The 20,438-nt window shown below is 40.2% G+C and carries 22 protein-coding genes; 5 read left to right on the plus strand and 17 right to left on the minus strand.

Going from position 1 to position 20,438, the window contains the following annotated elements:
• Window positions 1-3: 3 nt before the first annotated feature.
• The 10 genes from AC3II9_RS08070 to AC3II9_RS08115 form a co-directional block, all read right to left on the minus strand.
• The gene (locus AC3II9_RS08070) at window positions 4-1,338 is read right to left on the minus strand and encodes a DNA cytosine methyltransferase (protein WP_489154650.1); all 1,335 of its coding nucleotides are present in this window, start codon (window positions 1,336-1,338) and stop codon (window positions 4-6) included.
• A 3-nt stretch (window positions 1,339-1,341) separates the two neighbouring features.
• Window positions 1,342-2,370 carry a hypothetical protein gene (locus tag AC3II9_RS08075; RefSeq protein ID WP_489154652.1) on the minus strand — a complete coding sequence of 343 codons (1,029 nt, stop codon included), beginning with the start codon at window positions 2,368-2,370 and terminating at the stop codon, window positions 1,342-1,344.
• Between the two features lie 103 nt (window positions 2,371-2,473).
• Window positions 2,474-3,031, minus strand: a complete 558-nt coding sequence (locus AC3II9_RS08080) for a DUF2815 family protein (protein WP_489154653.1) — start codon at window positions 3,029-3,031, stop codon at window positions 2,474-2,476.
• A 96-nt stretch (window positions 3,032-3,127) separates the two neighbouring features.
• A complete protein-coding gene (locus tag AC3II9_RS08085) occupies window positions 3,128-3,385 on the minus strand; it encodes a hypothetical protein (RefSeq protein ID WP_489154655.1) in 258 nt (85 codons plus the stop codon).
• Window positions 3,386-3,400: 15 nt separating this feature from the next.
• Window positions 3,401-4,657: a DUF2800 domain-containing protein gene (locus AC3II9_RS08090; protein ID WP_489154657.1), complete on the minus strand. Its 1,257-nt coding sequence runs from the start codon at window positions 4,655-4,657 to the stop codon at window positions 3,401-3,403.
• A complete protein-coding gene (locus AC3II9_RS08095; protein WP_489154659.1) occupies window positions 4,657-5,268 on the minus strand; it encodes a hypothetical protein in 612 nt (203 codons plus the stop codon). Before AC3II9_RS08095 ends, AC3II9_RS08090 begins: the two co-directional genes overlap by 1 nt.
• A gap of 87 nt (window positions 5,269-5,355) precedes the next feature.
• A complete protein-coding gene (locus AC3II9_RS08100; RefSeq protein ID WP_489154661.1) occupies window positions 5,356-5,724 on the minus strand; it encodes a YqaI family protein in 369 nt (122 codons plus the stop codon).
• Window positions 5,725-5,734: 10 nt separating this feature from the next.
• Window positions 5,735-6,148, minus strand: coding sequence for a hypothetical protein (locus tag AC3II9_RS08105; protein ID WP_489154663.1), 414 nt, complete (start codon window positions 6,146-6,148; stop codon window positions 5,735-5,737).
• Between the two features lies 1 nt (window position 6,149).
• Window positions 6,150-6,428 (minus strand): AbrB/MazE/SpoVT family DNA-binding domain-containing protein, encoded by a 279-nt coding sequence (locus AC3II9_RS08110; RefSeq protein WP_489154664.1) that lies wholly within the window; start codon window positions 6,426-6,428, stop codon window positions 6,150-6,152.
• Between the two features lie 297 nt (window positions 6,429-6,725).
• Entirely contained in the window at window positions 6,726-6,929 is a 204-nt protein-coding gene (locus tag AC3II9_RS08115) for a hypothetical protein (protein ID WP_489154666.1), read from the minus strand.
• Between the two features lie 180 nt (window positions 6,930-7,109).
• On the opposite strand from AC3II9_RS08115, the gene AC3II9_RS08120 reads away from it, so the two are divergent.
• Both AC3II9_RS08120 and AC3II9_RS08125 read left to right on the plus strand, forming a co-directional pair.
• Window positions 7,110-7,730 carry a helix-turn-helix domain-containing protein gene (locus AC3II9_RS08120; RefSeq protein WP_489154668.1) on the plus strand — a complete coding sequence of 207 codons (621 nt, stop codon included), beginning with the start codon at window positions 7,110-7,112 and terminating at the stop codon, window positions 7,728-7,730.
• Window positions 7,731-7,838: 108 nt separating this feature from the next.
• Window positions 7,839-9,782 carry a recombinase family protein gene (locus AC3II9_RS08125; protein ID WP_489154669.1) on the plus strand — a complete coding sequence of 648 codons (1,944 nt, stop codon included), beginning with the start codon at window positions 7,839-7,841 and terminating at the stop codon, window positions 9,780-9,782.
• A 28-nt stretch (window positions 9,783-9,810) separates the two neighbouring features.
• On the opposite strand, the gene AC3II9_RS08130 is transcribed toward AC3II9_RS08125, so the two are convergent.
• The 3 genes from AC3II9_RS08130 to AC3II9_RS08140 are packed head-to-tail and all read right to left on the minus strand — an operon-like array spanning window position 9,811 to window position 12,693.
• Window positions 9,811-12,093: a DEAD/DEAH box helicase gene (locus AC3II9_RS08130; RefSeq protein WP_489154671.1), complete on the minus strand. Its 2,283-nt coding sequence runs from the start codon at window positions 12,091-12,093 to the stop codon at window positions 9,811-9,813.
• Window positions 12,086-12,451, minus strand: a complete 366-nt coding sequence (locus AC3II9_RS08135) for a YppE family protein (RefSeq protein ID WP_489154673.1) — start codon at window positions 12,449-12,451, stop codon at window positions 12,086-12,088. Before AC3II9_RS08135 ends, AC3II9_RS08130 begins: the two co-directional genes overlap by 8 nt.
• 44 nt (window positions 12,452-12,495) lie before the next feature.
• Window positions 12,496-12,693, minus strand: a complete 198-nt coding sequence (locus AC3II9_RS08140; RefSeq protein ID WP_391372062.1) for a molecular chaperone — start codon at window positions 12,691-12,693, stop codon at window positions 12,496-12,498.
• A gap of 150 nt (window positions 12,694-12,843) precedes the next feature.
• Here AC3II9_RS08140 and recU point away from each other — a divergent pair, with 150 nt between their 5' ends.
• The 3 genes from recU to AC3II9_RS08155 all read left to right on the plus strand — a co-directional run bounded on the left by recU (window position 12,844) and on the right by AC3II9_RS08155 (window position 17,153).
• Entirely contained in the window at window positions 12,844-13,461 is a 618-nt protein-coding gene (gene recU, locus AC3II9_RS08145; RefSeq protein ID WP_489154674.1) for a Holliday junction resolvase RecU, read from the plus strand.
• Between the two features lie 24 nt (window positions 13,462-13,485).
• Window positions 13,486-16,146, plus strand: coding sequence for a PBP1A family penicillin-binding protein (locus AC3II9_RS08150; protein ID WP_489154676.1), 2,661 nt, complete (start codon window positions 13,486-13,488; stop codon window positions 16,144-16,146).
• Window positions 16,147-16,379: 233 nt separating this feature from the next.
• Window positions 16,380-17,153 carry a hypothetical protein gene (locus AC3II9_RS08155; protein ID WP_489154678.1) on the plus strand — a complete coding sequence of 258 codons (774 nt, stop codon included), beginning with the start codon at window positions 16,380-16,382 and terminating at the stop codon, window positions 17,151-17,153.
• Window positions 17,154-17,279: 126 nt separating this feature from the next.
• Here the strand turns inward: AC3II9_RS08155 and AC3II9_RS08160 are convergent, their stop codons facing one another.
• The 4 genes from AC3II9_RS08160 to asnS form a co-directional block, all read right to left on the minus strand.
• On the minus strand, window positions 17,280-17,621 hold the full coding sequence (locus tag AC3II9_RS08160) for a YpoC family protein (RefSeq protein WP_489154679.1): 342 nt from the start codon (window positions 17,619-17,621) through the stop codon (window positions 17,280-17,282).
• Window positions 17,618-18,277, minus strand: coding sequence for an endonuclease III (nth, locus tag AC3II9_RS08165; RefSeq protein ID WP_489154681.1), 660 nt, complete (start codon window positions 18,275-18,277; stop codon window positions 17,618-17,620). Before nth ends, AC3II9_RS08160 begins: the two co-directional genes overlap by 4 nt.
• 11 nt (window positions 18,278-18,288) lie before the next feature.
• On the minus strand, window positions 18,289-19,002 hold the full coding sequence (locus tag AC3II9_RS08170; protein WP_489154682.1) for a DnaD domain-containing protein: 714 nt from the start codon (window positions 19,000-19,002) through the stop codon (window positions 18,289-18,291).
• Window positions 19,003-19,115: 113 nt separating this feature from the next.
• Window positions 19,116-20,411 (minus strand): asparagine--tRNA ligase, encoded by a 1,296-nt coding sequence (asnS, locus tag AC3II9_RS08175; RefSeq protein WP_489154684.1) that lies wholly within the window; start codon window positions 20,409-20,411, stop codon window positions 19,116-19,118.
• Between the last annotated feature and the right edge of the window lie 27 nt (window positions 20,412-20,438).

Consider the following 20,438-nt stretch of genomic DNA (forward strand, 5'->3'; position numbering starts at 1 on the left):
CTACTAACCTACCTTTCTACCAACACATAATTCAGGCATGTTGGCGCGAACTAAAGCCGATGCAAACGGTGGAGGCACTGCATTTCCACAACGGGCGATTTGTTGAGATTTCGGATATTTGTTCCCTTCATGATCTCTGTCGATGATGTATTCTTGTGGGAAGCCTTGAGCTCGGAATAACTCTTTCGGCTGTAGCATGCGCATACCAATATCCGTAATCATGAACGCCTCTGCATTTACTGTGACTAATCCAAAGCGGTCTTTAGTAGTGATGGTATGAAGCGGTTCTGTTAAACTTTGCGCGTCTGATTGCCCGTAATACTTAGCAAGGAAGGCTGTTACAAGCCCAAATTTATTCCCTCCAGATGTAACAGTGTGCAATGGCTCTTGTAAATCTTGAGCATACGATTGACCGTAATATTTGGTGAGAAATGCTGTCACTAACCCGAAACGGTTTCCTCCACTTGTAATCGTGTGAAGTGGCTTGTCTAAAGAGAGCCCTCGTACATCTGTCTCTTTTGTTGGTGTGTAGTAGCTTGTAATGAATGCTGCATTGGTGCTACCTGGCACTAAGTAAGGTTCATCTGATTCGATTACAAACTTTTGAAGTCCTCTTGCAATACGATTCATTGTGTTTGGACTGAGAGGCTTCTCTCGTTCAAAAATCGACTTTACAGGAATCGACCAATCGATAATTTCCCCTGCTGTACGGTACGGCTCCTTATCATAGAGCAATACATCTTCACTTAAAGGATCTGCGTGAGTTGGTTCGGGCCACACGATTGGACGTCCATCACATCGAGCGATAAGGAAGAAGCGTTTGCGTTTCGTTGGAGCACCGTAGTCGCATGCAACAAGTTCCCTGTATTCAATCTTGTAACCTTCGCTTTTTAAAGCATTTATAAATTCATTGAAAGTTTCTCCCATTCGCTCTTTTATAGGTTTGCCGTCATCCCCAACAGGACCCCACGTTTTAAACTCCTCAACGTTTTCTAAGAAAATTACCCTTGGTTTAACAGCTTTCGCCCATTTTACTGCTACCCAAGCAAGCCCTCTTACTTCTTTACTTACAAGCTGACTGCCTTTTGCTTTTGAGAAGTGTCGACAGTCAGGACTGAACCATGCAATGTCCACGGGATGTCCTGCACAAGCTTCAACAGGATCTACGTCCCACACAGACTCGCAATAATGTTTGGTTGTCGGATGATTAGCTTTATGCATTCTTATGGCGTCCGTATCATGATTGATTGCGATGTCTACTGAACGCCCTAGAGCCTCCTCCATACCACTCGAAGCCCCTCCACCTCCAGCGAAGTTATCAACTACTAACCCTCTCATCTACTAAACCTCCAAACTATATTTTTCTTTAAAGCGCCTTTTCCATTCAGTAACCCACATAAGTAAATCGTGAATATGTGTTTTGAAAATACGTTCATATTCTTTTGCGTAAACCTCTTTTAAAGGCTTTCGCTCAAAATGAAAGAAAGGTATCGATTGCATATTTTTTCGCCCTGTCGCTTGGACGTATCTCAGTTCATCATCGAAAAAACAAGCTTTCAGAAAAGAAGCAGGTTCTTTTTCAATAATCTCTGCCCAATCCATACCAATATCCCGAGCGCGATCACCGCTACAATTAAACGGGCAAAAGTAGCATCTCGAACGTCGTTCTGGAAAGCCGTTATCTCTCAACCATTTAATAGAGTCAGAGGTATCGAGCCCCATTTCAATTAACGGATATGCGAGATAAATGTACTTGCTTTGGTGACTAACATGCCCTCCAACGCGCTTTACCTCGTCAAGTGAAAAACCGATGTCCATAATAATCCCAACGTTTTTCAGCATCAGTTGCCGTTGCCCTAAACCTAGTTGCTCTTTAATCCATCTTCTAGCAGCTTGTTGAACGGGTACGATTTTGAAATCGCCGGTACATTGTCTTGGCATGAGCCCACCTTTTACGATAGAGCCGTCTTCTAAGCGCTTATTGAAATATAAAGGCATTTGAAAACGTTGATAATCTGTCCAGATATACCGTAAAAGCATTTCCTCAAGTCCACCTTCCATCGAGTTATGGCGTGTGATGAAAAATGGAGTTGTACACCCTTTTGCCTTCATACGTGCTTGCCACCACAAAACTTGTTCGTGAATGAACTGTGGCTCTGCTCCTGTATCACTAAAAATGATACAGTCGTAGTGAATATTGCCTTTTAAATGTTCTTCGAGTAAGTGGCTTGATTGAGTACCCCCGCCAAAACTTAATATGCTGTAGATATGATCGCGCCCATTTTCACGATGAAGTTGAATAAGCTCTGCTTTTGACTTCAATAAACCGTCTTGATACTTCTTCAATTCCTGAAAATGCAATCTGTTCACCCTCCCTTCTTTACACCTAAAATTTTGAATTTCTTCCTATTAAATAAGCATTTTAGGTGTAAAGAAAAGAAGGTCTGAAAAATAGACCTTCCTATTTGGTTGTTTAGTCGAGTAAATCGTCCTCATCTGAAAACTCATCAGCGAAGTCAGACTCAGCAGAAGCACCGCCAGCTAAACGCTCACCGTCACGTGTTTTAAATAAGTTTTGTAAAGAAGCAGCTACACCACGATTACCATTCGCGTTGAACGGGTAGAAGTTGATTGATGCCTTTGCATAGCAACCGCTATAGAAGTCATCTTCATCTGTGATGTGTACAAGTGCGCCGTCTACTTTCTTCACGATACCTGGCTTTGAATTGTTGTTCGCATTGATGAAGTAGTGACCTGTATACGCTTCGTCATCTGGACGCTCTTCATCGCCATCACGTAAAGGCGTTTTTAAGTTCGTCGGAATTTTACCGTTCCATTTTGCTTTGCCTTCCTGTTTAGCTGCCTCAATTGCTTTTTCAATTAGTTCGATTGTTTCTGTATCGTCCTTCGGAATAAGAACAGACACGCTATATTTAGGTTCATTCCCGTCAATGCCGTGTGGCTCGAATACGTGAGCATAAGACATACGTGCCTCATTCGTAATCACTTTTGTACCGTTTAACTTTGCCATTTAAAATGACCTCCAGATAATCAATTTTTAATGCTTGCACGGGCAGGACTCTCACCGTACCCGTGTCTAATTTCCACCTACGGTGAACTCATTGAACTACTTCGCCTCTTTAGTTACAGGTACGAGTGTTAATTGCATATCTAAGTCGATGCTAGGTCGTAGCACAACCGACTGATGGTTATTAAAATCGTAAAGAACTACTGATTTTAACTTTGATGTTTTGGCAGAAATAATCTCTGCAACTTCTTCTACCGCTGCCGTTTCATGTTCGACAACACATAATCGTTCTTCTGTAGATGTATAGCTGTAGCTATCTTCATCTTCTTGCGTATAAGCGATTAGATAACGCTTCATTTCGTATTCTCCTTTCTAATCTAGTAATTCATCCGAAAATTCCTCGACAGCTTTTTCGAAGCTGTTCAACTCTGGACGCTTGTCGTCAGCTGGAACAAGAACAGGCTTGCCTTGAGGCTTTTCGATTAAGCCGTCAAGTACTTCCGAGAAACGCTTCTTACCGACTGCCTTTTCTAAATCAGAAACACCTTTTAACTCTTGTGGCTTATAGATGACCTCTACATCAATTCCAGCTTTCTGTAAGCGATCTGCTGCTTCTTGTAAGTTCGTAATTTTACGATTACTGCGACCCTCGACTAGCTTGAAGCCATCAAACTTCTTACCGCTTAATGCTTCGCCGAGTGCATAGTTTTTAAGATCTTTGCACCACTTCTCGACGTCGTCGATGATGAAGAGGATTTCGGCTATCTCTGTATCTGAGAGCTCAGATGGATCTCGTAGATCTATATCAATCGATCCATCATCGGCAAACTCTGCTTCTGCAACCTTTAATGCTTGATCGGCTCTTGCTCGACACGTGTTTTTGATTTTACAGAAACGACAATGCTCTCCTGGTACAAACTCACCTTCACCTTTGTCTGCTAGTTCGGCTTTCGGCTTGACGTCGTTCTCAGCCCACTCCAGTAAATCACTTGAAGAAATACTATAGCTTGAGATGTTATCAAGTCGAGGCTGTACAATAGTTAGCATGACTTCTTGTATATCGAAAAGTACGTCATGTTCAGCGATAGCCCCTAAACCATACAACATGAGTTGTGGGTTTTCGTGAGCCGATACTGGCACACCTTTACCGTATTTCAAATCGATTAATTCCAGTACACCGTCATATACGATAAGTACGTCACCGGTACCAAAGCCGTCTGGAACAAACTCGCTAAAGTCTAATCGTTGTTCGATAAGGACTAGCGCATCACTTGATACGGCACGTGCAGCATTCACCCGTTCCATCACGAAATCAACATACGTTTCAACGTGTTCTTGCATTTCTTCGTTGTAATATTTAGCGTGTTCAGGATCTTTAAGAAAAGCATTGATACGTCGTGTAGCAGTCGCTTTCGTAAAGTTACCGAGCTCTCGGTGTATAAGCAGTTCACTGTATTCGTGTGCTACTGTTCCCTCTTTTGCATACTCGCTTTCAGGCTCTTTCTTACCTTCTGCCAGCATTTTCTGATAGTGCTTTTCTTCTGCACGTGCAGAAGGTGTACACGTCATCCAACGTTTTGCACCCGATGCACTGAGTAGTGCGTGAGCGCGTTGAGCATGGCCCGTCATTATTCAACACCTAACTCTTTCAGCACTTCTTTTGCTCGTTCCATAAAGGCTGGATAATCAGCTATCTGAATACCTGAAAGCTTGACTGCTTTACTTCCTTTTTCATCGTTGAACTCACCAAATAGTGCTTTAAGTTCTTTCTGTTTACCTGCACCGACAAATTTAGAAGCAATTACTCGTAAATCCTCGACCTTTAAATTGTGTGAAGGCTCGTCCTCTGCTGAAGGCTCTTGCGTTTCTTCTGGAGTCGATTCAGGCTTTGCATCACCCTTTGCTTGATCGGCTTGGTTGGCTTTTTCAGCTTCTAGTTTCGCTTTGTTGTACTCTGCCACTGTTAGCTCGTCGAAAATATCACCTTCTAAGAAGTCGAGTGACTCACCTTTTTTCACGACTACTAATTCATCAGAACCTTCGTGACGGAAATAGCATGTTTTCGTTGCTACGTTTGGCTCCTCTGTTTGCTCTTGAACAGGTTCAGAAGTTTCAGAAACTGTTGACGCTGTTACCGATATGTTGTTTGTTACTGCACCCTCTAAGGCTTGCGCTACTAACATTGCAAGCTTTTCTGTCTCTTTCGAGAATCGAATTTCATGAATAACCTTGATTTCCATTTGTGTGTTCCTCCTATACCGTGCTACAATAGGCACGGGTAGTTTATTTAATTGATTGCATCATCGGAGTTGTTACAATTGAGTGGACTACTCATTTTTTAGTTTTGGGTAAATGCTTTTGCGCTCATATACTTGCGCACCTAGTACCTCAATCAGATAATCCTCTACATCTTTTTCACGAATCCACAAACCGTTTTTAAGGAGATATACTCCTTCTGATTCACCTTCCCAGTTACAGATAGTCGCGTATTTAGCTTCCAGCTTTTCTGTCAAATAGTCTTCAGCCGCATCAACGTGAATCGTTTCACCGTTTTCAAGCACGAATATTTGTTCACCTTCGTTTACGTGATTGCCGAAATCATCGTGCACAATCCAAGCATTGTACGCTTTATCCACCGACGGTGAACTAGGTGTTGTTAATACTGTTGATTTACGAGATGAATATAATTGTGGCATGTTAAACTCCTCACTTTCCAAATATTAAAGTCAAATCATTTTTACTTGCTTTACGCACTTTAAGTGTTACATCGCTTTCTTTGTGCTGATGTGATTCAATCATTTGCGCTGACAACTTTCCTTCTTCGACAAGCTCTGCTATACGAACAGTTGTTAACTCTTTTTGAGTGATTTCAAGATCACTAGCTAGTCCAGCTTTATCAAGTTTAGTTGATGTGCGCATGCCGATTGTCAAGATATGCGGAATGTCATCTTTATAGGCTAGCACCTTACCGTGGCTCTCAATGTGCTTGATAAGCCCTGCTTGAAGATTATCGTATTCAACTTTAAGCGTTTCTCGCTGACGTTTAATCTCCTGCATACGTTGAAACTTCCCGTTGGCTTCTGACTGCATTAACTCTGTGCGAATCTGAACATCTGACATATTACTTCGCCTCTGTTGACGCTAAGACTGCACTAAGTTTAGCGGCACCTTCTTTACTTAACACCAGCTTGCCGCCGTAAAGCACTAAATTGTCCTCTGAAACTTCACCTGTCACTGTGCACGCTTTTGCTGGCTGATACTTACGCAAGATGATGTTGTCACCTTCTGTGAAGACTTCCACCGGATCCTTCTCCTGAATGTTGAATGTATCACGTAACTCTTTCGGAATTACTACACGTCCTAACTCGTCTACTTTACGAACAATACCTGTTGATTTCATGTCAAATTTACCTCCTGTATTTTAATATTTTGCTGAGTATTTCTAGTCCATTTCTCAGCCGACTGTTGATAGTCGTGCAGCCGATACTGCTTTAAGTGCATAAAAATATGGAATTTACTGGTATTTATATACTTAAAGCAGTATCGGATATTATAGATATATCCGATATTTACTCATTTCTGTAGAACATGTAGTAAAATAGGTTCTTCTTTAAATAATTATTGAATAAACTTCATAAAATGTGGTAAACTGAGTTCAAATGATAATAGAGTTCAGAAGTGAACTTTATAATTTTTATCAGTTACTCCGATAAATTGGTATTTCGGGTGCCAGCCCTTCTACCTCTTTGGAGACAATTTGCCAAATTTCTGGGATAGGTTTTGTACCATCTCCCCAGTGACGCATCATCTCGAGTGCCAGTTCGGGATTCACGTCAGTTAAAACAGCAAGTTTAACTGGAAGGTATGCAGTCATGCGAACAACGTCTTTGTTAATGTTCATGGTTGTTGCCTCCATTCTTTTTTAACTAACATTCCACCGTCGGTGAATGTAGAAAGTGTAAATCTTGGTGGATTCTGTTAGTTTGACTCTATTATATTCACCATCGGTGGAATAAGTCAACTAGTTTTTGTATATTTTTTCAAAATAAAAGAGATTATTATTTTTTAGGGGGATATTGTAATGACTAACAAAGAGCGTAAAGATATACGTAAAACAATAAGTACTATTATAGGTTTCAAACTAAAAGAACTTCGAACTTCGCACGATTTGTCTCTAGAAGTTTTAGCTTCTAAAATTGATGTTTCAAAATCTATGATTTCTTATATCGAGTCTGCGAAACGTCTACCTTCTGTTCGTGTAATTAAACAGTACGCCAAATTCTTCGAAGTCGATGTACTAGAATTGCTAGATTTACGTGAAGCTACTATTTTCGAAACGGTTGCTTTATTGGGTAAAGATGCCCCTCTTGCTATTCGAAACGAGCGGAACATGATCGCCCATTCTTACAAACGTGAACATTCTCGCAGTGTTGATCTCTTAAGAGAAGCTCAAGGTCACCCAGAATTATACGAAATTAAATCGGGTGGAGACTCTTCAAGTGTTCGTAAAGATAATTTCTTACCTCTTTCGAGTTTCGTTTCTGAAGCAGCTCAGTCGCGAAACCGTGATGCTGAAGAGAAAACAAAAATCCAACGTTCAGTGTATGAAATCGATGATTTAGAAGTGACGGATGAGGAGTTTCAAATTGCTGTTGAAGCGATTCGAGAGTTCCGCCGTCAAAATGGAACGTCGTTCGAATAGAAAGAACAAACGTTCGATATTTGCTTCGTAACCATATATTAACATCATCCAAAATAGATTGTAAAGAGAAATATCCGAAAATTTTGCAAGAAAGGATAAATAGTATAAATGTCTCAGATTACACGCTATACTCACGGAATTAGAAAAGTCGCAATTTACATTCGAGTATCAACGAAATTACAAGAAGATCGTTATAGTTTGAAAGCACAAGTTCATGAGCTTGAGAAGTATGCAGAGCAAATGGGTTGGGAAGTTTATGACATTTTTAAAGATGTCGATTCAGGCGGTAAACTTGAAAAAGTTGGGCTAGAGGCTTTGTTGGATTGTGTAGAAGAAGGAAATGTTGATGCTGTTCTTGTGATAGAACAAGATCGCCTCTCTCGTTTAGATATGGGTGCTTGGGACTACCTAAAAAGTGTACTAAGAGAAAATCAAGTTAAATTAGCAGAGCCTGGTCTCATTACAGATTTAGGTGATATGGACCAAGAATTTTTCTCGGATTTAAAAAACTTAATTGCTAGACGAAGTAAACGTGACATCGTACAAAAAATGATGCGTGGTAAACGCCAGCTTACACGTGAAGGTAAAGTTTGGGGCAAGCAACCTGACGAGTACAATTATGACAAAGCTACAGGTGAGTTAACAATCAACGATGAGCATGCATGGGTTATCCCCTTTATTGACGAGCTTTATTTAGACCAAGAATTAGGCGGAAGCGCTATTGCTCGAAAATTAAATTCGCTTTGTACGTCTCCTTCGGGCGCTCGTTGGTCTGAACGTCAAGTGTTAAACAAATTAAATGCGAAATGTTACCACGGGGTGTTTGAGAGAAAGTTTAGTAACGGGGAGATAATTTCTGTAGAAGATGTTTACCCGAAACTACGAACAAAAGAGCAGTATGAAATGATTCAGCAACGTAGAAAATCTCGTAAAGGTAAACGTGACGCTGAACCTCACATTTTACGGGACCTGACAATTCGTTGTGCTGCTTGCGGTAAAATCATGAGTTTAAATAAAAAAATAGGCAGTAAAGTTTTAAAAGATGGAGGTAAAGCAAAATATGTTTCATGGTACCTTTTGCATCTAAGGCCTGAGATACAAGAAAAGTGCCCGGCAAACCCGTATGTCAACCTTAAACGTTTTGAGCACAATTTTATGGTGGCATTTAAAACAACAATTATAGATGACGAGGAAGTACTTAAATCTCTTATTGCGGTAGATTTAGACAAGTCCGAGAAAGAGCTTGATAAATTAGATCTTGAAATCGGTCTGCTGAAAAAATCAAAAGAGGAAATAGACGAAGGTATTAATCGCATTCTAGACTTATACGTGAGCGGAAGATGGGATCAGAAAAGGTTAAATACTAAACAAGCTGAATTTGATGTGAAGCTTGCGGAGGTTAATGATCAACTTTGTTCACTTGAAAAGAAACGTGAGTTGATATTATCTAAACAATATAATGCCTCTTCTATCCGGGCACATATCAACGGCGTGATTAAAAAAGTAAAAGAGGACTTTCAGACAGAAAAAGAGCAAACGGCTGTAGCAATTGAACGAGGTAGCCCTGAACTTTGGGCAATCGAACAGAAACAGCGATTAGCTGGTGAACTGTTCTCTTCTGCCACTCTTCACCACGATTCACATTTAGAATTACGTTTAAGCGTCGCAGAAGAGGCTACAGAGCCTGTTATTGTAAAAATAGACCCGATGGGCGACATTACGGAAAAAGAGCTTCTAGCGGCTTCTCAGATGCGTTTTAGAGAGTTACAAAGATACTTGTATAAAAACCCCGGCACAAGCTTCGACAAGTTATGTAAAATATTTAACCACAACCCTATTACGATAAAGTCGGATTTAGAGCGTTTAGGTTGGGAGTTTAAACATCTTGCACCAAACAGACAAGGTCCTGAAGTACGTGCTGATCGTATCAAGAAAATAAAAGCTTTACTAAAAACTAACCCTAGCATGAGCGACAGAGCACTTGAACGTGAGACAGGCATCAATCGTAAAATGATTGCAAAGTTAATACGGGAAGAAAAATTAAGAGGTTGAGTATATAACAGCTCAACCTCTTTTGCGTTTATTGATTTAAAACGATTGATAAATTCTGAAGCAGTTTCATCGCATCATTTTTAGGATTATATGCAAAACTATTTTGAGGTCCTATGCAAGATGGACATCCAGATTTACACGGACACTTTTCTACATGGTCAAGTGTTCTTTCTACGAGACTTAAAATAACGTCGTACACTTTTTCACTCAAACCTATCCCACCAGGATAACTGTCATAGATAAATAGTGTTGGCTTTTCATTGTGGGCAGCTTTCACCTGTGGCACTACCGAAACGTCTGAACGATCACAGTGTACAAAGAGTGGAATAAAACCGTTTAAAGCTTGTGCCACACCTTCAAGCGCTTCAGACAACCTTTCGTCGTTCCAACTTTCAACTGCATCAAAACTTAACCAAGTGGCGCTGGTGTGCATCTCCATTGGTGGTAAGTTGATTGGACCACTCCCTATATTGTCGAGTTTTCCTTCGAGCTTTATTTTTTTAAAAATAGTCGGTATCGCCAATAAACCCACATCTCCATAACTTACCGTTGCCGATTTATACGTAGCGGATTTATCCTCGCTTAACACCTTCAACTCAACAGCTAAATTGGCATCTGTAAAATAGTCCACTTCGACTTCTCGCACATACGCTTTTTTCTCTTCCCAATCGAGTTTTTCTACTTGGAACTGGACACCTTGATGCATGTAAATGGCTTCCTCATGCAACAATGTCATCGCACTATACGTATCCATTTCCCCAATCACTTTATTTTTCGGTTCTGTCATATCAATGATGACGACATTTTCCCCGGCGGCAGAACGTAACGAAACATCGCGTGCAGGAAAACGATCGCTCATCCAGTGCCATTGTGTACTCGTTTTCACAAGGACACCTTCTTCTTCTAAAAAGCTAAGCAATTCTTGTACTGTAAATTCACCGTATGTATCGGTCATCGAAAACGGCAATTCAAACGCAGCACATTTTAAATGATCCATTAAAATCATAATATTATCTGGATTCATCCGTACTTCCTCTGGGTCTGTGCCAAAGAAGTACGTTGGATGATTCACAATATATTGATCCAATGCAGTCGATTGCGCGACGTAAATGATTAACGCTTCATCTTGTCTACGCCCAGCTCGTCCAGCTTGCTGCCATGCACTGGCGATATTTCCTGGGTAGCCTGTCATAACACACGCCTGTAATTGTCCGATATCTATCCCGAGCTCAAGCGCATTGGTTGAAACAACGACTTGAATCGAACCATCGCGAAGTCCTTTTTCAATGGCGCGGCGTTCACTCGGTAAATACCCGCCTCGATACCCTTGAATGGATTCATCTTGAATCTTTTTTGCCGTCAGCGATTTCAAATAGGTCACAAGCATTTCCACACGAACACGCGATTTCGCAAAAATAATGGTTTGGATATTTGCTTCAAATAATCGTTTCGATAAATCGCGCACTTCTAGCACCGCACTACGTCTTACGCCAAATGTCGTATTCACAATCGGTGGATTATAAAAAATAAACGTCTTTTTCCCAATAGGTGCACCTGATTTTGTAATTAATGCATGCGTTTCATTTGTTAAACTTTCGGCTAACTCTTTTGGGTTTTTAATCGTAGCTGATGTACAAATAAACGTTGGATTCGACCCATAAAATGCACAAATCCGTTGTAGCCGGCGAATGACATGGGCAACATGACTCCCAAATACGCCTTTATACGTATGCAGCTCATCAATGACAATATATTTTAAGTTCTCAAAGAGTGATACCCATTTTGTATGATGAGGCAAAATACCTGAATGTAGCATATCCGGGTTCGTCATCACAACGTGCCCCGCTTTTCGAATTTTCGTCCGAATACCTGGCGCTGTATCGCCGTCATACGTGTAACTTAAAATCTCTTCCCCCGTCGCTTCGATTAATTCATTCAAGTCTGTTTTTTGATCTTGTGCAAGGGCCTTTGTTGGGAATAAATAAATCGCACGACTTGACCTATTTTGAATGATTTCCTGTAAAACCGGTAAATGATAACAAAGCGATTTTCCCGATGCTGTCGGTGTAATCGCTGTAAAGGAAGCACCACGCATAGCGAAATCAAATGCTTCACGCTGATGTGTATACAATTGCTCAATGCCGCGCGATTGCAATGCATTTTTTAAAGATGGATGTAGTTCGCTAGGGAACGGCACATATTCGGCTGCTTTGCCATCTAGCGTATGCCAGTGAACAATGTTTTGCTTCAGCTCTTCATCATATTGCCATGATTGCAATAGTTCACTAATCGATTTCTTTTTACTAAACATGGTGCTCGCCTTCCTCTACATATCGTTTCAAACTAGTGAGCGTATATTTTGTTGATTCAACAGATTGAATGAATCTCTTTTTACTTGTTTGTTTATAAAAAGATTGGACGAAAAATTGTTCCATTGCATCATAGGCATGATCGATTTGTTGCTTATGCATATACTTCGGCTGCTTGGCTGTAATCCACTCATAAGCGAGTTGCTGCCACTGTTGTAATTGCGTACGCATGTCATCCGCATACGGTTTTACCTCCTTAAAAAAGTCCGGCTCCATATCGCGTTCACGCATGTCATAAAAACGATGAATGGCTTGATCACATGCATCTAGTAAATTCGCTGTTATTTCTATTAAGTCCATCACGTACACCTCAAAGTTTTTCATTACTGCTAGTGTACCAAAAACTAATTGTTTTCACTACTTTCAGACGAACATGCATTCTTTACGTAATACTTTTTTTCTGCTAAGCTAACTCTTTGATGAGCCTTTAATAGTTGTGTGCTAAATGTAGCTTTTACTTGCATTTGTTCATATTCCATACGCCCTGTTAATAAATCGTCTATACATTCAATAAGGTTTAATAATCGGTTTATTCTACCCATCGTTTCTGCCCCCTTTAGAACACGTATTAGACGAAAAAATGAAAGTTCCTAGCTGCAATACAAAACTAGTCATCGTTCGCTAAAACTATCATTTTTTCAACAGATGTTATGGTACACTAAAAAGCGTAAACAAATGGAAAGGGTGATTTCATGGCTATTCGCTATCCAAATGGAAAAGTGTATCAACCAACGCAAAATGAGTCGCCTGAAAAAAAAAGGCTAACAAAAAAAGATCTTTCATTTAGTAATCGTGGGAAAAGCTTAGAAGATGATTTAAATGAAACAAATGATTTTTATGTAAGAAACGGCATTGCCAGCATTTACAAGAAACCTGTCCCGATTCAAATCGTCAAAGTAGAATATCCGAAGCGAAGTGCTGCTGTTATTCGAGAAGCATACTTTCGTACTCCTTCGACTACCGATTATAATGGAGTATGGAACGGATATTATATCGATTTCGAGGCAAAGGAAACGGAAAGCAAAACTTCCTTTCCACTAAAAAACATCCATGACCACCAAATCAAACATATGCAGGACGTTATTGCACAAAAGGGAATTGCTTTTTTTATCGTTCGCTTTACAACGCTTGAACGTACATTTGTTGCTCCTTTTCAAATGGTTGAAGAAGCGTGGCGAAATATGGACAATGGTGGTCGCAAGTCGATTCCGCTTGCTCTATTTGAACAAGTAGCGGAGGAACTACAACTCGGGCTTAGCCCCCGACTCGACTATTTGCTAGTCGTTAATAAGTTTGTCGCAAACAATTAGTTTGTGAAAGTGAGGAGATACAACGTGACACAACAAAAACGCACACGTGAAGATATAAAAAAAGCACGTGAATTACAAAAGAAAAAACAACGTTCACCTATGAAAATATGGTTCAAAAGAATACTTTTAGCCGTTGTTACACTCGGCATCATCGGCTTTTTAGGTGGGGCTAGTCTATTTGCTTATTATGTAAGTAAAGCACCTGAACTTGATGAAGAATTATTAAAAGACCCAATTTCATCTGAATTTTATGATGTAAATGGTGAATTATTTGCTACAATCGGGGTCGATGAAAAACGGAAATATATTAGCTATGATGAAATTCCAACACAAATGGTTGATGCTATTATCGCAACAGAAGATGCACGCTTCTTCGACCATTTCGGCATAGACTTATGGCGTCTAGGTGGCGCAGTCATCGCCAACTTCCGTGACGGCTTCGGTGCACAAGGCGCTAGTACCATTACACAACAAGTCGTGAAAAATTCATTCTTTACAAATGAGAAAAGATTAGAACGTAAAGCACAAGAAGCATGGCTAGCAATTCAACTGGAACGCAAATATTCAAAAGAAGAAATTTTTGAAATGTACTTTAATAAAGTGCTCATGTCAGGAACGGTGTACGGTTTTGGTACAGCAGCAGAGTACTTTTACGGTAAAGAGCTTTCTGAATTAACACTTGATGAAATGGCATTGCTTGCCGGGATGCCTCAAAGTCCAAACAACTATAACCCAGTTAAGCACCCTGACCGTGCTGAGAAACGCCGCAATATCGTATTAGGCTTAATGGTGCAACATGATAAAATTACGCAAGCTGACGCGGATGCAGCAAAAGCAGTTGATGTAACAGCAGGTCTTTTACCAGAAGATCAACGTAAAACAAACTTAGTAACAAATTACCCTGCATTCTTAGACGTTGTGTTATCTGAGCTTGAAGCGAATGGTAATACAGAACTGCTTGCTGAAGGGATTAAAGTCTATACAACACTCGATCCACAAGCACAGGAAATGGTTGAATCTGTTATGAATAACGATAGTAATTTCCCAACGGATTCGATTCAATCAGGTGTCTCTGTCGTAGATACAAAAACAGGCGCTCTCGTTGCAGTAGGTGGCGGTCGTAATTACGGGGCTGAACGAGGCTATAACCATGCCTATGATTTAACATCACGAGCACCAGGTTCTACACTAAAACCACTTGTTGACTATGGTCCTGCCATCGAATATTTAAAGTGGTCTACTGGTGAAACATTAGTAGATGAAAAGATGAATTATACTGGCTCAAAGCAAAAAATTAATAACTGGGATAATAAATATTTCGGTGCCATTACAATGCGAGAAGCATTATATGCCTCTCGTAACATACCAGCCGTTAAAGCTTTAAAAGAAGTGACAACTGATAAAGCACAAGAATTTATTTCTAAATTAGGTATTGACGTAGATTATTTAGTAGAATCTGATGCAATTGGTGGTGGACGTGTTAATATCTCCCCTATCCAAATGGCTGCTTCTTATGCTGCTTTTGGGAATAATGGGGTATACACAGATCCGTATGCCATTACAAAAATCGAATTCCGTGATGGCACATCGAAAAACTATGAACCTCAACCAACAGTTGCGATGAGCGATTCTACAGCGTATATGGTAACAGACGTTTTACGTGACGTTGTAAGTAATAAACAACATGCTTCAGGAACAGCTGCAAATGTACCTGGTGTGGATATTGCAGGGAAAACAGGGACAACAAACTATTCGGCTGATGAATTCGCTAAATATAACTTAGGTTCTTCAGCAGTACCCGATTCGTGGTTCGTTGGCTACTCACCAAATTATTCGATTGCGATTTGGAGTGGATACTCAAAACGTAGTGAGGCGATTACTACATGGGAGGAGCGTCGCTTACCTCAGAAATTGTTTAAATCCATCATGACGGGATTATCGAAAAACGTGCCAAACACTCGATTTGAACAGCCTAACTCCGTTGTTTCTGCCACAATTGAAGTAGGTACAAGCCCATTAAAGCTTGCGAGTGACTATACACCAGATAATTTAAAATCAACAGAGCTATTTGTTCGCGGTACGGTACCAACTGAAGTATCTACAAACTATGAAGCGGAAGAAATTGAAGCACCGTCTAATGTACGTGCTGAGTATAATGAAGTCGCTCAAGTGATTGATTTAACATGGGTTCATAATGAACTTCCTGAAGAGGGAGAAGGCGCTAAACCAAAAAATTACACATACGAAGTAACAATGCAAGTAGACGGCGGTGAAGCGACTGTCATTAGTATGACAGGTGCTAAACAAGTAACTGTGCCAAATATTCAATTAGGTAGCAACTATACATTTACTGTCGTAGCAATCGAAGGGGAAAACCGAAGTGAGCCTGGTAGCGTATCAATTTATATTGATGGGGCTCCTCCGACAACTGAGGAACCTGACCAACCTGATATCGAATCTCCAGAGATCGACGACGAGGAGAATCCAGGGGATGAAAACAACTGGAACAATGGCAATGGTAATGGTAACAATGGGAATAACAATAATAATGGAAATAGCGGGAATAACGGTAACAATGGGAATAACGGAAACGGGCAAGGCGGTCAGCCAGAACAGCCCCCTTCTGTAACTCCACCTACTGAACCGAATTATCCAACAGAGGATAACGCAGATTCTCAAGAATAACGATCTAAATCCCCTTTCATCAGGTAATCTACCTAATGAAGGGGGATTTACTTTTATGATTCAATCTCTACATCAATCTTTGTCAGCTATGAAGTTATAACCCATCATTGCATTTGTTAGCATGTCATAATTCAGTCCTTCCTCATTGATACATATGTTGGCATTTTTCGCAAAATACACGTCACTTTATCATAAGCATACTATACAAGAAAGGATGATAAAGGGGGGATATAATGGGGCTATTTATGAATAACAGGCAGCATCCGGAACTGTTTAAAAATACAAGTACACTGATTGAAAATAATCAAATCGAGTTTCGAAGTGATTATTTATCTGAGCTCATCAAGGAACAACAAGTGTCCAATCAGGGGATTCAGCAGGCTATTCATATTTTAAAACGTGCACACAATAAATCTAGCATGCAGCAAGTGCGACAATGGAAAGTGATCAATCGACAGTTAAAAGAGTTACAAGCATTGCATGCTCAACATGAACAAGTTGAACAACAAGTGATGGATGGGCTAAAAAAGCTCGAAAACCAAAATATGCAACTGCACACAATCATGATAGATGAACAACAAACGAAGAAAGACTTAGTAAATCAAGTCGATAGTATTCATCAATCGCATGACGCACTAGAAAATCAACTACATGAATTTACATCTGCAATTGATGAGATTGTCAATCAGTTAAATCAATACGCACAAATGAATAATGAAGTTGTTGCTCAATTAGAACAAGTTGGGACAACAAATGAACAGTTGGTAGAAAAAATAGATGAACAACACCTATTGAACAAACAACTAGCTAATCAAATTTCTACTATGGAAGAAACACAAGAGGAAATGATAAATCGGGTAGATCATCAAGAAGGACTAATGGAAAAAATATTACGTCAAACGGATCACTTACGTTCCATCCTGTATGAGCGAACAAACTTCTTAGATGAAAAAATTAAAAAAGTTTATGAGTACTTTAATCAAATGTACTCTAAAAATTCAACTTAAAATAAGAACGATTTCTTATCACATTTTTCGAATAGATCTTTACACAATAACATACTTAACTAGCAATATGTCAGATAGCTAGAAAATGAAAAAAATCCCTCAATCGCAATAATTGAGGGATTTAACTTATTTCTTTAAACGTAGTCTTGCTGCACGCTTTTTTGTTTCTTTGAATAACTCATCTAGCTGACGATAGCAAGCGTATTGCCCAGGCTTTGCTTTAATAAAGCGAAGGCGTTCTCTACCATTAATCGGGTATAATTCAAAGTTTGCATCTGGCCCTACTTCACTACTTGCCGATTCTACTAAAAGCTGTTCAAAATGGGCAATACCTTGTTCCATCAAGCTTTTCGCTTCCCCATTTCTCGCTTCATGAGCGGCATGAATTTGCGCCTCTAATGCTTCCCACTGAGCAAACCATGCATCAACCAATTCCTTTGAAAGAGCTTCTTTATTTACTTCAATCACAGCTTTACCAATCCCTTCTTCAGACGCTTTTGCCCTTCTCGACAATCGGATAGTAATGGGCATTCATGACATTGTGGGTTTTGCGCCTTACAGTGGTAGCGTCCAAAGAAAATCATTTGATGGTGGGCACGGCTCCAGCGTTCAATCGGTGTTTTCTTCATAATTGTTTCTTCCACTTCCAGTACTGAATCCTTCCACCTGCAAAGACCTAAACGCTTTGTAATACGCTCAACATGTGTATCAACGGCCATTGCTGGAATATCAAAGGCAACGGATAATACAACGTTCGCCGTTTTACGCCCTACTCCCGGTAATGTGACAAGCGCTTCACGATTGGCTGGAATTTCACCGTTGTACTCATCAATAAGCCTTTGACAAAGAAGCTGAATATTTTTTGCTTTATTACGATATAAGCCAATCGAGCGAATATCGTTTTGTAGTTCTTCTAAATCAACAGCTAAATAATCACTCGGTGTTTTGTATTTTTGGAATAAATCTTTCGTCACGCGGTTAACAAGTGCATCCGTGCATTGTGCCGATAACAGCGTCGCAATCGTTAGTTCAAATGGATTGTCATGCACAAGCTCACAATGTGCCTCTGGAAACATCTCATCCATCACGTCTAAAAAATGGAGCCATTTTACTTTTGTTAGCACGTCACTTCCCCCTATTCCCGTTCATCTAGCCAATTATAAAACATACCACTTTTTACTGGCTGTTCATATGTTGGCTGAACTACTTGTACAGAACGGCTTCTAAATTGCTCGGCATGCTGTTCTATTTGTTTGACCGATGTAATATTTTTCTTTTTCCATTCAAATAAAATCCGATCGATATAGCGAAGTGAGATTTTCCCTGCTACAACCGCTTCTTTTAATGCTGCTTTAATAATGGCGGGTGTGTGCCCATCCTTATCAAACCACATCGAAATCGTTTCAATCTCCATCGGCGATAACAATCTTCCAAATTCTTGTTCAAACATCGTAAAAATTTCGCCCTCGTCATTTTTGGCACTCATTTCAGATTTGGCCATCGCTTTTTGGTCGAGTAGTTGCATAATGCGCTCCCAAAGTGGATATAATGAATATTTTTCAAAAATCATGCCGTTGTTGTCTACACCTTGTGTAATTTCTAAAAAGCCTTTTTGAAGTAGTCGCTGAATGCGAATTGTTATATCATTTGCCGTAAAGCTCGTGCGCTTCGCTAAATCCTCGGGTGTTGGAAATTCGATATTTTCCTCAAAGAAGCTTAACAGATGCATAATTAAAACTGCTTCATCATCTAGTATACCGAGCTCTTTATATGTTTGGAAAAAGAAGTGTGGTACAGTAACATGTCGTTGTTGTGTCCATGAACGGAGTCGGTTGTAATCATTATTCATTTTGTTAGACTCCTTTCTTGTTACAGAATAGAAAGCGTCCGAAACCACATTCGGACGCTCTCTTTTTTCTATATCTCGTCTTATTACCTGCAATAGGTCATTTTCACGTTTCATTAAGGATATAAACGATTTAATAAACGCGGGAATGGGATTGTTTCACGAATGTGCTCCGTTCCTGAAATCCATGCTACTGTACGCTCTAAGCCTAAACCAAAGCCCGAGTGCGGTACAGACCCCTGTTTACGTAATTCTAAATACCATGCGTATGCATCCATTGAAAGATTATGCTCTTCCAGACGTGATTTCAATAAATCATAGTCGTGAATACGCTCAGAACCACCGATAATTTCACCGTAGCCTTCTGGTGCAATTAAGTCCGCACAAAGTACAACATCGTTACGCTCTGGATGTGGCTGCATGTAGAAAGGCTTAATGCCTACTGGGTAACATGTAATGAATACAGGCTTATCATACGCATTGGCAATCGCTGTTTCATGTGGCGCCCCAAAGTCATCGCCCCACTCGATATCATCAAATCCTTGCTCATGTAAAAATGTAATCGCATCATCGTAAGAAATGCGCGGGAACGGTGCTTTAATATTTTCTAATTTAGAAGTATCACGACCAAGGCGTTCTAAATCTAGCTTACAGTTTTTCAGTACTGATTGAACGATATGCTCCACATATTGCTCTTGTACTTCTAGGTTTTCTTCAAACTCAACAAACGCCATTTCTGGTTCAATCATCCAGAACTCAATTAAGTGGCGACGTGTTTTTGATTTTTCAGCGCGGAATGTTGGACCGAACGAAAATACTCTTCCTAACGCCATCGCAGCCGCTTCCATATACAGCTGACCTGACTGAGAAAGATAGGCATCTTCATCAAAATATTTTGTCGCAAAAAGCTCAGACGTACCTTCAGGAGCAGATCCCGTTAAAATGGGCGGGTCCATTTTTGTAAAACCATTTGCATTAAAGAATTCATATGTTGCTCGAATGATTTCATTGCGGATTTTCATAATCGCATGCTGCTTACGTGAACGTAACCAAAGATGACGGTTATCCATTAAAAACTCTGTTCCGTGCTCTTTTGGTGTAATGGGGAAATCTGTCGCCGCATGAATGATTTCAATACCTGTTACGTTCAGTTCGCAACCAAATGGTGAGCGCTCATCTGCTTTCACTTCACCCGTCACATACATCGACGTTTCTTGTGTTAGCCCTTTAGCTGCCGCAAATAATTCTTCCCCTACTTCTGCTTTTACAACAACGCCCTGTACAAAGCCAGAGCCATCACGTAATTGTAAAAACGCAATCTTACCGCTTGAGCGTTTGTTTGCTAGCCAAGCACCTAGTTTGACTGTTTCGCCAATATGCAAAGGCATATCCTTGATCATAATTTTCTTCATACAATGTCCTCCAAAATGAGAGAGCAG

Source organism: Lysinibacillus sp. RU7, from assembly GCF_057837305.1.